The organism is Cyanobium gracile UHCC 0139, assembly GCF_034931325.1.
GTDB lineage: Bacteria > Cyanobacteriota > Cyanobacteriia > PCC-6307 > Cyanobiaceae > Cyanobium > Cyanobium gracile_B.
This window is the reverse complement of record NZ_JAYGHX010000003.1, coordinates 126,268-139,829: the sequence shown is the minus strand read 5'-3', so window position 1 is coordinate 139,829 and position 13,562 is coordinate 126,268. Positions and strand designations below refer to the sequence as shown.

The window sequence follows — 13,562 nt, the reverse complement described above, 5'->3', positions numbered from 1 at the left end:
TCTTCAGCCATGCAGCGCCCGCTGGTTGGAGCGGTGGAAGCGGGCCATCAGCAGGGGCCCCAGTACGCTCCTGAAGTGGCGCGTGATCTGTTCGCGGCGCTGGTTCAGGACCGGTGCGGCGTGGTTGGCCTCGATCAGGGACTCCGGTGCTCCGATCGCCTGCAGGAAGCGGGGCAGCAACCCTTCCGCTCCTACGGCCCGGTCATAGTCGAGGAGGTGCAGCGGGGAATCGGAAAGGCCTCGCCACCTGCGAACAAAGGCACGGTAATCGCAGAACTTGGAATAACGCCTTCCCCGCAGAAGGAAGGGGAACGCGAAACCGGGATAGCCCAGGCGGGCCCGTATCCCCGATCGCATCAGCTCGCAATACAACGACTCCAGATAGTCGTCCACACGACGCAGGAACATCAGCCAACTCACGGTGTGACCCTCCGCAAGGAGGCTGGCCTCCAGCCGTCTCAATCGATCGGGCCGCACGACCAAAAGGCTGAGGTCTTCGCAGCTGATGACCGCCCGGGGCAGCGGACAACGCCGCAGCTCCTCCAGGAGCTCCAACAGTCCGCCGTGGGCGGGATTCCAGCGCTTGTCTTCAAGCAGCTCGAAAGCAAGCTGGTGGTGACCGGACTCCGGGGAATAGGTTCCCGCTGTCGGGACGTAGATTCCCACGGCCTCCAGTTCTGCCGCCCGCCGCCTGAGGAAGGCCTGGATGGATGTGGTCCCCGTCTTGTGGTCACCAATATGGAGGAACAGATGCATCGACGGGGGATCGTGCCGCGGGCCCGACTATACCTGTCATGCCAATGATCGTTCAGCCATTGATGACACGCCGATGACGGCGCTGGAAGCGGGCCATCAGCAGCGGACGCAGGACCCGTCGGTAGCGGCGTGTGATGTGCTCCATCCGGCTGTTGAGGCGGGGCTGATCACAGCTTGCGGTGGCAATCAGGGCCTCAGGGGCACCGAGAATGCTCAGGAAACAGGTCAGAACGCCCTGCGTGGCAACGGCCTGATCGTAGTCACGCAGCAGCAGCCGGGAGGCCGACAGCTGGCGCCAGCGGCGGGTGAAGGCGGCGAAGTCGAAGTAATGAACTGAGCCGCCGAATCTCTGCGTCTGCGCATACTTTCCCTTGGCCAGGATCGAGAGAACAAAGCCCGGGTAGCCGAAGCGGGGACGCACCCCACACCCCCAGAGAGTGGTGTAAAGCGATTCCGAGTAATCGTCGGCACGGCGCAGGAACATCACCCAGGTCACCGTATGCCCCTCCCGCCGGAGGGTCGATTCCAGACGATGAAGCCCGTCCGGCTTTTCCACAAGACAGCAGAAATCCTCGCTGCTGATCACAGCCCGACGGGGGTGCGGCAAGTTGCTGGCAAGACGCAATTCTGCGACGAGTTCACTCAGGCCTCCCAGGGCCGGATCATAGCGGCTGTCTCCCGCCAGCTGGAAGGCCAGATTGTGATGACCGGAGGTGGCGGAGAGGGTGCCGGCCGAGGGAACAAGGAGGCCCGAGGCGGCGAGCTCAGGGCTCCAAGTCCTCAGGCAAGCCTGCAGGGATGTGGTGCCTGTCTTATGGGTTCCGATATGGATGAAGACTTGCATTCTCGGTGATTGCCGCCGGAATGGCAGACGCGATTCTAAGCCGGGATTCTTCGCTCCGCCTCGATGCCAGCCATCGAGGCGGAACGCTCCGCCTGGACCCGGAGTTCATCGCCGTCAGCCCCCTCCAGGGGCAGGTCGAACCAGAAGGTGGTGCCCACGCCGGGCTCGCTGGCCATCCGCGCCTGGCTGCCGTGCTTCTCGAGGATGCCACGCACGATCGAGAGTCCCAGCCCGGTGCCGGCCTCGGTGTGAACGGCGTTCTCGACCCGAAAGAACCGCTCGAAGATCCGTGCCTGGTCGGCCTCCGAAATACCGCAGCCGGTGTCGGAGATCTCAACCCTCAGTCGCGGCAGGCGCGAGGTGAGGGTGCAGGAGGGATGGTCCTCCGGTCCACCGCGGGGATCCAGCGGGCAGTGGTCGGGCCAGGGATAGGCGCGCAGCAGCAACTGGCCACCGCTGCGGGTGAACTTGAGGGCGTTGCCCACCAGGTTGTCGAACACCTGCAGCAGCAGATCCCAGTTGCCTCGCACCCGGGGCAAGTGCGGGTCCCCGGAGAAGAGCAGCAGCACCCCCTTCTCCTCGGCGTTCAGCCGGTAGGTGCGCAGGGTCTGCTCGATCGCCGGGGCCAGATCCATGGGCTCCAGCTGCCAGACCCGATCGGACTCCAGCCGCGACAGGTCGAGCACGTCGGTGACCAGGCGGGAGAGGCGGTCGGTCTCGGCGTTGGCGATGCTCAGAAACTCCTTCTGCTCCTCCGCACTGAGCAGGTCGCCCATGTCATGGAGCGTCTCCACGTAGCTCTTGATGTTGCAGAGCGGCGTGCGCAGCTCGTGGGACACGTTGCTGATGAAGCGGCTCTGGGCGGCGTTCAGCTCCACCTCCCGGGTGAGGTCCTGGATCGTCATGGCGATGCCCTTGAGGGTCTCGCCGCTGGCATCCCGCACCGACTGGAGCACGATGCGCAGGGTGCGGGGAGGATCACCGAAGCTGCAGCGCACCTCGGTGGTGTCCCGCTCGCTCAGGATCAGGCTTTCCAAGGGATCGTGCAGCTCCATCGCCAGCCGGTCCGGCAGCTCGCCGGCCAGCTCGCTGCCCTCCAGATTGCGGCCCTCCCAGCGGAACAGGCGGCGGGCGGTGGGGTTGGCCAGCACGATCCTCCCCTCGGCGTCGAGCAGCACGGCGCCGTCGGCCATGGTGGCGATCAGCGACTGCTGCTTCACCTGGGCGGCGGTGAGCTCCTCAATGTTGGCGGCCTTGTAGACCTCCAGCTGGGAGGCCATGGTGTTGAACCCGTTGAGCAGCTCCCCCAGCTCGCCCCCCACCGGCAGGGCGATGCGGGTCTCGAAGTTGCCCCCGGCGATCGAGCGGACCCCCCGCAGCAGCTCCTTCACCGGCTGGGTGATCGTGAGGGCGTTGAACACCGAGCCCAGGATCACCAGCACCCAGATGGAGATGAACACCGCCACCGTCACCTCCCGGGTGAGGGCGGCGCTGGCCAGGAGCGTCTCGTTGGGGTTGATGCCCAGGGCCACCACCCCCAGGTAGCGGCCGTCGCTCACCATCGGCACGAACACGTCGGTGACCTGGCCGTCCGGGGTGAGGTGCTGGCGGATCAGGGGGTTGTCGGGACGGCGCTGGATGTCGGCCGGCAGCTCCAGGCGCCGACTGAGCACACGCTCACCCATGCCGGAACTGCCGCCCATCGGGATGCCGAGATAGATCACCCCGTCGGAATCGGCGAAGAAGATGTAGCGGAGACTGCGACTGGACTGCCAGAAGCGCTCGGCCACCGAGGCCAGTTCACGGTCGTTGCCCTCCGCCACCAGGGGTGTGACGTTGGCCGAGAGCAAGAGGCCGAGATCCCGGGCGAAACGGGTGTCACTCATCCGGGCATCGCGCTGGATGCCGTTGAGGGCCAGGAAGGTGATGCCCGTCATCAGCAGGCTCACCACGAGGGTGGCGACCGCCAGCAGCTTGGTCTGGAGGCTGAACTCGGCCCACCAGCGCTGAAGGCGCGCCCGCCAGACGCTGAAGGAGCCGTCGGCCTCGGTGCCGCCCGGGGTAGGGCCGGAAGCGGAGGAGGGGGTCATGGCAGGGCCGGACGTCGCGTCCGCACCTGGTGGCCGATGTCGCGGCGATAGACCATGCCTTCGAAACCCACCCGTCCCAGACCGTCGTAGGCCCGCTCGAAGGCGGTGTCGAAGTCGTCGGCCTGGGCCACCACCGCCAGCACCCGGCCGCCCGCCGTGACCACGGAGCCCGCCTCGGTGCGGCGGCTGCCGGCATGGAACAGTTGCAGGTCAGGGGCGTCCCCCAGGTCACCGTGGATCGGATCACCGCGACGCACCTCGCCGGGATAGCCCTCGGCGGCCGCGATCACGCAGGCACTGCAGCGGGGCTCGATCGACAGGGGGGGCGCCTCCTCGAGGCGGCCGGCGGCGCAGGCCAGCAGCACCCGGGCCAGCTCCGGGCCAAGCAGGGGCATCAGGGTCTCGCACTCCGGATCCCCGAAGCGGCAGTTGAACTCAATCACCCGCAGGCCGGCGTCGGTGAGCATCAGGCCGGCGAAGATCACACCGCGGTAGTCGATGCCCCGAGCCCGCAGGGCCGCCAGGATCGGCTCCAGAACCAGCTGACGCACCTGCTCCAGCCCGGCCGCATCCAGCAGCCGGGCGGGGGCATAGGCCCCCATGCCGCCGGTGTTGGGGCCCGTGTCCCCCTCGCCGATGCGCTTGTGGTCCTGGGCCGGGGGCAGCAGCACCATGGAGCGGCCGTCGGTGAGGGCGAACACCGACACCTCCGGGCCATGCAGGCGCTCCTCCAGCACCAGGGAGGGGGCGGCCGCCGGCTCACCGGCGACGGCGGACTGGAAGCGGCCGGCGAACACCTCCTCGATGGCGTCGCGGCACTGCTCGAGACTGTCGGCCACCGTCACCCCCTTGCCCGCCGCCAGGCCATCGGCCTTCACCACCAGGGGACGGCCATGGCGTGCGAGCGCCTCCAGGGCCTGCTGGCGATCCGTCGCCGCCCAGTACCCCGCCGTGGGCACGCCCGCCTCCCGCATCAGGTCCTTGGCCCAGCGCTTGCTGGCCTCCAGCAGGGCCCCATCGGCCCCGGGGCCGAAGACCGCCAGCCCCTCGGAGCGCAGACGGTCCGCCAGGCCGGCGGCCAGGGGCGCTTCCGGGCCCACCACCACCAGGTCGATGGCGTGCGCGCGGCAGGCCATCGCCAGGGCGTCATGGTCGGTCTCGGCGATGGCCATCTGGCGGCAGCCCGCCAGGGCGGTGGTGCCGCCGTTGCCGGGGGCCACCAGCACCTGCTCGACTCCCGGACAGCGCGCCAGGGCCCAGCCGAGGGCATTCTCGCGGCCACCGCCGCCCACCACCAGGATCCGGGCCGGCACCGGGGACGGGGGGGAAGCGTCGGAAGCGGTCAACGGGGCCATGGGGCGGAGGGGAAGCGGAACGGGGGTGGATCGGAGAGGAGAGCTCCCCTAGGTTGTGCGCCGGCGCGGGTGCTGCACCGGTCGCCCTCACCAGCCTTGCTGCCACTCCCCTTTGCCATTCTCCCCGACCGCCGCCTCGACCGCCGTCCCGCCCAGCGGATCCGGACCGACCCCCGACCCGCCGGCGCCCCGGCGGAGCCGCGGCTTGTCCGTTCTGGGCGGCCTCGGCGCCCTGGCCCTGCTGGGGGTGGCGACGGGACTCGGGCCGGCTGCCGCCCATGCCGCGGCCCCCGGCCCGGCGGAAGCGGCGGCACCCACCCCGGCCGTGTCGACGCCGGCCGCCGCTGAGGGCAGCCCCAGCGGGCCGGCCGAGACCGCGGCCGGAGCCCCTGAGCCACCGCCGCTCCTCACCGACGCGGAGTTCGCCGACCTGCTTCGCGACGGGGATCTCGAGCAGCTCGACGCGGCCTGCCGGCAGAGCGCCGAGGCCGATCAGCTGGAGCGGCTGCGGCCGCTGCAGCAGCGGCTGCTGACGCTCCATCCGGCCCCCCAGCCCCTCGAGGTGGTGCTGGCCAACGCCGACGTGCTGCTCAGCTGCCGGGCACCCAGCGAGGCCATGGACGTGCTCAATCGCTTCGGGCCGGCCGCCGGAGCCGAGCGGGTCCAGTGGCTGCAGCTGCAGTGGCGGGCCGCCGCCGCCGGGCTCGACCACCGCCGGGCGGCCCTGGCCCTGGAGCGGCTGCGGAAGGAGAGTGGCACCTCCCTCGATGCCATCGCCCTGCCGCTGCAGCGCCGGGAGGATGGCACCGTCATCAGCCGTCCGGCCCTGGAGCTCCTGGCCCTGCACCTGGAGTCGCGGGGCTTCCCCCGGGTCGGCGGCGAACTGCTGGTACGGGCCCGCCAGGGCGGCCTGGCCGGGGCCCTGCGCCTGCAGCAGGCGGTGGGGCTGCTGGCGGAGCTGCCGGCCTCGCAGAGAGAGGCCCTGCTGGAGGCGGCCCTGGAGCAGGCCGCGGCGCTGGGGGCGTGGGGGCTGGTGGCCGAGCTGCTGGACACCCAGGCCGCCCTCCCCTCGGAGCGGGCCGTGGCCCGCCGCCTGCGGCTCAGCGGCCGCATCGACGACGCCTACGGCGAGTGGCGCTGGCGGCGCGAGGATCCCGCCGCGGCGCCGCGCACCCGCCAGCTGGAGATCCGGCTGAGCTCCCCCCGGGATCCGGGGGGCCATGCCGCCGATCTTCCGGTGCCCGCGACGGAACCGACCCCGACCCCTTCCCCGGCCCCATGACCGTCTCTCCTGCCACCGGCCCCCTCCTCTACGAAGGCAAGGCGAAGCGGGTGTACGCCACCGACCAGCACGACCTGGTGGCCGTCGAGTACAAGGATGACGCCACGGCCTTCAATGCCCTCAAGAAGGCCCAGCTCCTGGGCAAGGGGGCCCTGAACTGCCGCATCTCCGCCCTGCTGTTTGAACACCTGGAACGGCTGGGGGTACCCACCCACTACCAGGGCCTGCAGGGGGACCACTGGATGATGGTGCGGCCGGTGCGGGTGGTGCCGGTGGAGGTGGTGGTGCGGAACGTGGCCGCCGGCTCCCTCTGCCGTCAGATGCCGATCCCGGCGGGCACCCCCCTGGATCCACCCCTGCTCGACCTCTACTACAAGGACGACGCCTTGGGGGACCCCCTGCTCAGCGAAGCCCGGCTGGATCGCCTTCGGTTGCTGACCCCCGACCAGCTGGAGGCGGTCCGGGAACTGGCCTTCCGCGTCAACGACACCCTGCGTGATCTTTTCGCCCGGGTGGAGCTCGAACTGGTGGATTTCAAGATCGAGCTGGGGTTCACCGCCGACGGCCAATTGGTGGTGGCAGACGAGATCAGCCCCGACACCTGCCGCCTCTGGAACCGGGCCGTGAGCGACGCCCAGGAGCGGATCCTGGACAAGGACCGATTCCGCCAGGACCTGGGCGGCGTTGTCGAGGCCTACGGGGAGGTCCTCAAACGGGTCCAAGGGGTCTGTCCCGAACCGCGGGTCTACGGGTAAGGTCAGCGGAATTTGCGGCTAGGCCGCTCTGCAGACGACATCCATGATTGGCGTTCGCCTCGGCAGGCCCCACATCCTTCGAAGCGTCACGCCCAGGGCGGCGACCGCCTCCCTCCCCCTCCTGGTGGCCCTGATGCTGGCCGGAGGCCAGGCCCGGGCCGCGGAAAGTCCCCCCGGCCAGGGCCAGCCCCCCGCGGGCTCCCTGGGCCAGGCACCCGCAGGTTCGGTGGCCCAGGCCGGTGCCGATCCCTTCGCGGACCCGGCGGAGGCCACCCCGCCGGCGGGAGCCAGCCCGGCCCCCGCCCCGGCCCCCACGCCTGCACCGGCCGCCACCCCTGGCGCCACGCCCAGCACCCCCGCCGCCAGCGACGACCGGCCCGGCAAGCCTTCCCTGGGCCCGGCGCCCACCCCTTCGGCCTCGTCCGAACCGCGGGTGCTGATCAGCGAGGTGGTGATCGAAGGCCTGGACGACCATCCCGAGCGTGAGCGTCTCGAACTGGCGGCCTATGCCGCCATGGCGGTGACCCCCGGCACCGCCATCACCCGCAGCGAGCTGGAAACGGATCTGCAGGCCATCTACGCCACGGGCTGGTTCTCCGACGTGAGGATCCAGCCCCAGGACGGCCCCCTCGGGGTGCGGCTGGTGGTCTCGGTGGTGCCCAACCCGGTGCTCACCAAGGTGAGCCTGGATCCGGCCGACGCCAAGGTGCCGGAAACGGTGGTGCAGGACACCTTCGCCGGCGATTACGGCAAGACCCTCAACCTGGTGACCCTGCAGGGCCGCATGCAGGAGCTGCAGAAGTGGTACGCCGACCAGGGCTTCTCCCTGGCGCGCGTCACCGGCCCCTCCCGGATCGGGCCCGACGGCGATGTGCAGTTGCTGGTGCGCCAGGGAACGGTCAAGGGCGTGGAGGTCCAGTTCCTCAACAAGGAGGGATCGGCCACCAACGACAAGGGCCAGCCGATCAAGGGCAAGACGAAGGAGTGGGTGATCACCCGGGAGATCTCCATCAAGACCGGCGAGATCTTCAACCGCCGCAACCTGGAGGACGACCTCAAGCGCCTGTACGGCACCGGCCTGTTCAGCGACGTCAAGGTGACCCTGCGCCCTGAACCGGAGGATCCCGGCTCGGTGGTGATCGTGCTGGGGGTCGTCGAGCAGTCGACCGGCTCCCTCTCCGGGGGTCTGGGATACAGCCAGAGCCAGGGTGTCTTCGGCCAGATCCAGATTCAGGACAGCAACCTGTTCGGCCGGGCCTGGGACCTCTCCACCAGCTTCACCTACGGACAGTTCGGCGGCCTGGCCGACATCTCCTTCAGCGACCCCTGGATCAAGGGGGACAAGTACCGCACCGCCTTCCGCTTCAAGGCCTTCGTCAGCCGGGACGCCCCCCAGGTGTTCCAGAGCCAGGACAACGGCAACATCTTCACGGTCTCCGACTTCTACCAGGCCCCTGGCACCCAGGTCGCCTACAACATCTTCTCGCCGTTCAACCCCCTCCTCGACGTCTTCCCGTCGGTGACGGCAGCCCGCATCGCCGCCGAGACCAGCGGCCAGAACCTCAGCTGGTTCCAGTTCGACGGCAACAGCGTGCTGATCCAGCGTGTCGGGGCCAACGTCCAGTTCGTGCGTCCCCTCAACGGCGGCAACCCCTTCAAGCGGGCGCCCTGGACCGTGCTGCTGGGGCTGACCGGCCAGGTGGCCACGCCGATGGACTTCTCCGGCACCTCCCGCCGCTTCGGTCTGGCCACCCCGAACGAGGCCACGCCGCTGTTCTCCGCCCCCACCAGTTCGGTCATCTGCCTGGCCTACAACTGTGCCGCCCGCAACCAGCTCCTGGGGCTGCGGCTGGCGGCGACGATGAGCACCCTCAACGATCCCCGCAACCCCACCCAGGGCAACTTCCTCAGCATCGGCACCGAGCAGTTCTTCTCGGTGGGCCCCGATTCCCCCACCTTCAACCGGATCCGGGGCAGCTTCACCCACTACATCCCGGTGCGCTGGCTGAAGTTCTACAAGGGCTGCCGGCCGAAGGCCGGCGAGACGGAGGACTGCAAGCAGGCCCTGGCCTTCCAGGTGTCCGCCGGCACGGTGATCGGCGACCTGCCCCCCTACGAGGCCTTCTGCCTGGGCGGCGGCAACTCGGTGCGGGGCTACTTCGACTGTGACCTCGGCGTCGGCCGCAGCTTCGGCGAGGCGACGATCGAATACCGCTTCCCCCTGTTCAGCATCGTCAGCGGCGAGCTGTTCATCGATGGCGGCACCACCTTCGGCAGCCAGACGAAGGTGCCGGGCAACCTCGGCGGCCTGCTCAACAAGCCCGGTTCCGGTTTCTCGATCGGTACCGGCCTGATCGTCACCACCCCCGTCGGCCCGCTGCGCCTGGAGGTGGCCAGCCAGGACTTCACCGGCGAATGGCGCTTCAACCTCGGCGTGGGCTGGAAGTTCTAGTGACCACCTGGCCCAGCGACTATCGCCAGGCCTGGACCCTCCGCTCCAGTGTGGAGCGCTCCGGGGTCGGGCTGCACAGCGGCGCCGTCTCCCGGGTCCGCCTCGGCCCTTCGGAGCGGCCCGGCTACTGGCTGGGCTGGCTGGATGCTCCAGATCTCCCCCTTCAGCGTCTCGGCCCCACCCAGGTGAGCGACACGCGCCTCTGCACCTGCCTGCAGGTCGGCGATCGCCGCCTGGCGACGGTGGAGCACCTGCTGGCGGCCCTGGCCGGCACCGGGGTGAGCCAGGCGGAACTGTGGGTGGAAGGGGAGGAGATCCCCCTGCTCGACGGCTCCGGCCTGCCCTGGGTGGACGCGATCGCCGAGGCGGGCCTCAGCGACAGGGGTGAGCGCGTCGAGCCGGCGCTGCCCCCGTTGCCTCTCACCCTCGGCCAGGGGCTGGGGTTCGTGGCGGCCCTGCCCAACGACCGGCTGCGCCTGGCGGCGGCCATCGAGTTTCCCCAGGCCGCCATCGGCCGCCAGCTCTATGCCCTCGATCTCACCCCCGAGAGCTTCGTGTCCGAGATCGCCCCGGCCCGCACCTTCGGCTTTCGGGATCAGGTGGAGCAGCTGCTGGCCGCGGGCCTGATCCGCGGCGGAGCCCTCGACAATGCCCTGGTCTGTGATGGGGATGACTGGGTGAATCCGCCCTTGCGCTTCGTGGACGAACCGGTGCGCCATAAGCTGCTGGACCTGCTGGGAGATCTGGCGCTGGTGGGCCTGCCGCGGGCCCACGTCTTTGCCTACCGCGGTTCCCATGGCCTGCACACCGCCATGGCCGCGGCCCTTGCGGCCCAGGCGCCACGCCTGTCCGTACCCGTACCGACCCACTGAATCCTTGACCGTTCTTCCCTCCGCCGCTCCCGAGGCCGCCACGGCCGCCGCCGCCGTCGACACGGCCAGGGCCGTGGTGCTCAGCAGCGAACAGATCCTCAACCTGCTCCCCCATCGCTATCCCTTCGCCCTGGTGGATCGGGTGGTGGAGTACGTCCCCGGCCAGCGGGCGGTGGCCCTCAAGAACGTCACCTTCAATGAACCGCAGTTTCAGGGCCATTTTCCCGGCCGGCCGCTGATGCCGGGTGTGCTGATCGTGGAGGCCATGGCCCAGGTGGGCGGCCTGATCGTCACCCAGATGCCGGATCTGCCCAAGGGCCTGTTCGTCTTCGCCGGCATCGACGGCGTCCGCTTCCGACGGCCCGTCGTGCCCGGCGACCAGCTGCTGATCACCTGCGAACTGCTCAGCCTCAAGCGCAAACGCTTCGGCAAGGTGCAGGCCACCGCCACGGTCGATGGCGAGCGGGTCTGCTCGGGCGAGCTGATGTTCTCGCTCGTGGACTGACGCGATGTCGAGTGCAGCCATGACGACATCCGTGCATCCCACGGCCCTGGTCGATCCGAGGGCCCGGCTGGCCCCCGGCGTGGAGATCGGCCCCTATGCGGTGATCGGGCCCGAGGTGGAGATCGGCGAGGGCAGCCGCATCGGTCCCCATGTCGTGATCGACGGGCGGGTGCGGATGGGCAAGGGCAACCGGATCTTCCCCGGGGCCTGCATCGGCCTCGAGCCCCAGGACCTCAAGTACGGCGGCGCCCCCACCGAAGTGGTGATGGGCGATGAGAACACGATCCGGGAGTGCGTCACCATCAACCGCGCCACCGCCGAAGGCGAGCGCACCGTGCTGGGCAACGGCAACCTGCTGATGGCCTACAGCCACATCGGCCATAACTGCCAGCTGTCCGACCGCATCGTCATCGCCAACGGGGTGGCGGTGGCGGGCCACGTGGTGATCGGTGAGCGTGCCGTGATCGGCGGGGTGCTCGGCATCCACCAGTTCGTCCACATCGGCAGCCTGGCGATGGTGGGCGGCATGAGCCGCATCGACCGGGACGTGCCCCCGTTCATGACGGTGGAAGGCCACCCCGGCCGCATCCGGGGACTGAACCGTGTCGGGCTGCGCCGCAGCGGCATGGCCCAGCTCGACGACGGCGCCCAGTTCCGTCAGCTCCAGGATCTCTGGACCCTCATCTACCGCAGCGATCTGGTGCTGGCCGCCGCCCTGCGCCAGGCCAGGGAGCGCCCCCTGCTGGCCGCGGCCGACGAGCTGTGCGCCTTCCTCGAGGCCTCGGTGGGGCCGGGCCGGCGCGGACCGCTGCCGGCCCAGCGCTGATGGTGCGACTGCTGGTCAGCACCGGGGAAGTCTCCGGTGATCTGCAGGGCTCCCTGCTGGTCAAGGCCCTGCACGAGGAGGCCGCCCGCCGGTCGCTGCCCCTCGATGTGGTGGCCCTCGGCGGCAGCCGCATGGAACGGGCCGGGGCCAGGCTCCTGGCCGACACCACCAAGCTCGGGGCCATCGGCCTGTGGGAACCGATCCCCCTGGTCATTCCCACCCTCAAGCTGCAGGCCAGGGTGCGCCGCTGGCTGAAGCAGCACCCCCCCGACGCCGTGGTGCTGATCGACTACATGGGGGCCAACGTCAACCTGGGTCTGCGGCTGCGGCGGCTGTACCCCGATGTGCCCATCACCTATTACATCGCTCCCCAGGAATGGGCCTTCCGCCTCGGCGACGGCGGCACCACCCGGCTGATCGGTTTCACCGACCGCATCCTGGCGATCTTCCCGGAGGAGGCCAGCTTCTACGCCGCACGCGGCGCCCAGGTCACCTGGGTGGGCCATCCCCTGATCGACACGCTCCAGCAGCGGCCGACGTGCCAGGAGGCCCGAGCGCGGCTTGGCCTGCCGGCGGAGGCGCCGGTGCTGCTGATGCTGCCCGCCTCGCGGCGGCAGGAGCTGCGCTACGTGCTGCCGCCCATGGCCGCCGCTGTGGCCCTGCTGCAGCGAGACCATCCCGACCTGCAGGTGCTGCTTCCCGCCGGCCTGCCGGGGTTCGAGGCGGTCCTGGCCGAGACCATGCGGGCGGCCGGAGCCACGGCGGTGCGGGTGATCCCGGCCGGGGAGGCCGACGGGCTGCGGCCGCTGCTGTGCGCCGCCGCCGATGCCGCCCTCACCAAGTCGGGCACCGCCAACCTGGAGCTGGCCCTGCGGGGGGTGCCCCAGGTGACCGGCTACCGGGTGAGCCGGCCGACGGCGTTCCTGGCGAAACATGTGATCCACTTCAACGTGGCCCACATCTCCCCGGTGAACCTTGTGCTGGAGGAACGGCTCGTGCCGGAACTGCTCCAGGATGATTTCACCCCGGACGCCATCCTGGCGGCCCTGCGGCCCCTGTTCGATCCCACCTCCGGGGCGCGGGAGCGGGTGCTGGAGGGCTACGTTCGTCTGAGGCAGAAGCTCGGAGAGCCGGGCGTCACCCGCCGGGCCGCGACGGCGATTCTGGAACCCTTCCCGGGACACCCCCCATGCGACTGATCGCGCTGGTGCTTGGTCTGCTGCTGGCCCTCGGCGGGCCGGTGGCACCGGCCCTGGCGGCCACCGAGGAAGCGGTGCTGGCCGGCGGCTGCTTCTGGTGCCTGGAGCACGATCTGGAGGTGCTCCCCGGAGTCCTCGACGTGGAGAGCGGCTACAGCGGCGGCAAGGGCGCCAACCCCACTTACCGGCAGGTCTCGGCCGGGGGAAGCGGCCACCAGGAGGTCGTGCGGGTGCGCTTCGACAACACCGAGATCCGCTACGACACCCTGCTGCGGGCCTACTGGCGCCACATCGATCCCCTCGATGGCGGCGGCCAGTTCTGTGACCGCGGCGATTCCTATCGGCCCGTGATCTTCACCACCAGCGCCAACCAGGCCGTGGAGGCCCGCAACAGCCTGGTGGCGGCCGCCCGGGAACTGGGCAAACCGGCGGCGGCGATCAAGGTGACAATCCGCCCCCTGGCGAAGTTCTGGCCTGCGGAGGGGTACCACCAAAACTACGCCAAGCGCAATGGCGTCCGGTACAACTACTACCGCTGGTCCTGCGGCCGGGACCGGCGCCTGGACACGGTCTGGGGCCGGCGTGCCCGCACCAGCCAGCGCTGGAAGGGCGGCTGAGCCCATCAG

At 70.1% G+C, this 13,562-nt stretch carries 12 protein-coding genes; 8 read left to right on the top strand and 4 right to left on the bottom strand.

Annotation, left to right across the window (positions count from 1 at the left end; genetic code table 11):
* Positions 1–3: 3 nt before the first annotated feature.
* The 4 genes from VB738_RS06820 to purD are packed head-to-tail and all read right to left on the bottom strand — an operon-like array spanning position 4 to position 5,045.
* Complete coding sequence (locus tag VB738_RS06820) at positions 4–756, bottom strand: hypothetical protein (RefSeq protein WP_323305030.1); 753 nt, start codon at positions 754–756, stop codon at positions 4–6.
* A gap of 52 nt (positions 757–808) precedes the next feature.
* On the bottom strand, positions 809–1,600 hold the full coding sequence (locus VB738_RS06815; RefSeq protein WP_323305029.1) for a hypothetical protein: 792 nt from the start codon (positions 1,598–1,600) through the stop codon (positions 809–811).
* A 35-nt stretch (positions 1,601–1,635) separates the two neighbouring features.
* Positions 1,636–3,690, bottom strand: a complete 2,055-nt coding sequence (locus VB738_RS06810; RefSeq protein ID WP_323305028.1) for an ATP-binding protein — start codon at positions 3,688–3,690, stop codon at positions 1,636–1,638.
* The gene (gene purD / locus VB738_RS06805) at positions 3,687–5,045 is read right to left on the bottom strand and encodes a phosphoribosylamine--glycine ligase (RefSeq protein WP_323305027.1); all 1,359 of its coding nucleotides are present in this window, start codon (positions 5,043–5,045) and stop codon (positions 3,687–3,689) included. Before purD ends, VB738_RS06810 begins: the two co-directional genes overlap by 4 nt.
* Positions 5,046–5,250: 205 nt before the next feature.
* Between purD and VB738_RS06800 the strand changes: the two genes are divergently transcribed.
* The 8 genes from VB738_RS06800 (at position 5,251) to msrA (ending at position 13,553) form a co-directional block, all read left to right on the top strand.
* Positions 5,251–6,327: a hypothetical protein gene (locus VB738_RS06800; RefSeq protein WP_323305026.1), complete on the top strand. Its 1,077-nt coding sequence runs from the start codon at positions 5,251–5,253 to the stop codon at positions 6,325–6,327.
* Positions 6,324–7,082, top strand: coding sequence for a phosphoribosylaminoimidazolesuccinocarboxamide synthase (gene purC, locus VB738_RS06795; RefSeq protein ID WP_323305025.1), 759 nt, complete (start codon positions 6,324–6,326; stop codon positions 7,080–7,082). The genes VB738_RS06800 and purC overlap by 4 nt, the downstream gene beginning before the upstream one ends.
* A gap of 43 nt (positions 7,083–7,125) precedes the next feature.
* Positions 7,126–9,534 carry a BamA/TamA family outer membrane protein gene (locus tag VB738_RS06790; RefSeq protein ID WP_323305024.1) on the top strand — a complete coding sequence of 803 codons (2,409 nt, stop codon included), beginning with the start codon at positions 7,126–7,128 and terminating at the stop codon, positions 9,532–9,534.
* Complete coding sequence (gene lpxC / locus VB738_RS06785; RefSeq protein ID WP_323305023.1) at positions 9,534–10,406, top strand: UDP-3-O-acyl-N-acetylglucosamine deacetylase; 873 nt, start codon at positions 9,534–9,536, stop codon at positions 10,404–10,406. Before VB738_RS06790 ends, lpxC begins: the two co-directional genes overlap by 1 nt.
* Before the next feature lie 76 nt (positions 10,407–10,482).
* A complete protein-coding gene (gene fabZ / locus VB738_RS06780) occupies positions 10,483–10,911 on the top strand; it encodes a 3-hydroxyacyl-ACP dehydratase FabZ (RefSeq protein ID WP_323305182.1) in 429 nt (142 codons plus the stop codon).
* Positions 10,912–10,930: 19 nt separating this feature from the next.
* Complete coding sequence (gene lpxA / locus VB738_RS06775; RefSeq protein ID WP_106220329.1) at positions 10,931–11,737, top strand: acyl-ACP--UDP-N-acetylglucosamine O-acyltransferase; 807 nt, start codon at positions 10,931–10,933, stop codon at positions 11,735–11,737.
* Entirely contained in the window at positions 11,737–12,936 is a 1,200-nt protein-coding gene (gene lpxB, locus VB738_RS06770) for a lipid-A-disaccharide synthase (protein ID WP_323305022.1), read from the top strand. The genes lpxA and lpxB overlap by 1 nt, the downstream gene beginning before the upstream one ends.
* The gene (gene msrA / locus VB738_RS06765; protein WP_323305021.1) at positions 12,927–13,553 is read left to right on the top strand and encodes a peptide-methionine (S)-S-oxide reductase MsrA; all 627 of its coding nucleotides are present in this window, start codon (positions 12,927–12,929) and stop codon (positions 13,551–13,553) included. The genes lpxB and msrA overlap by 10 nt, the downstream gene beginning before the upstream one ends.
* Positions 13,554–13,562: the final 9 nt, after the last annotated feature.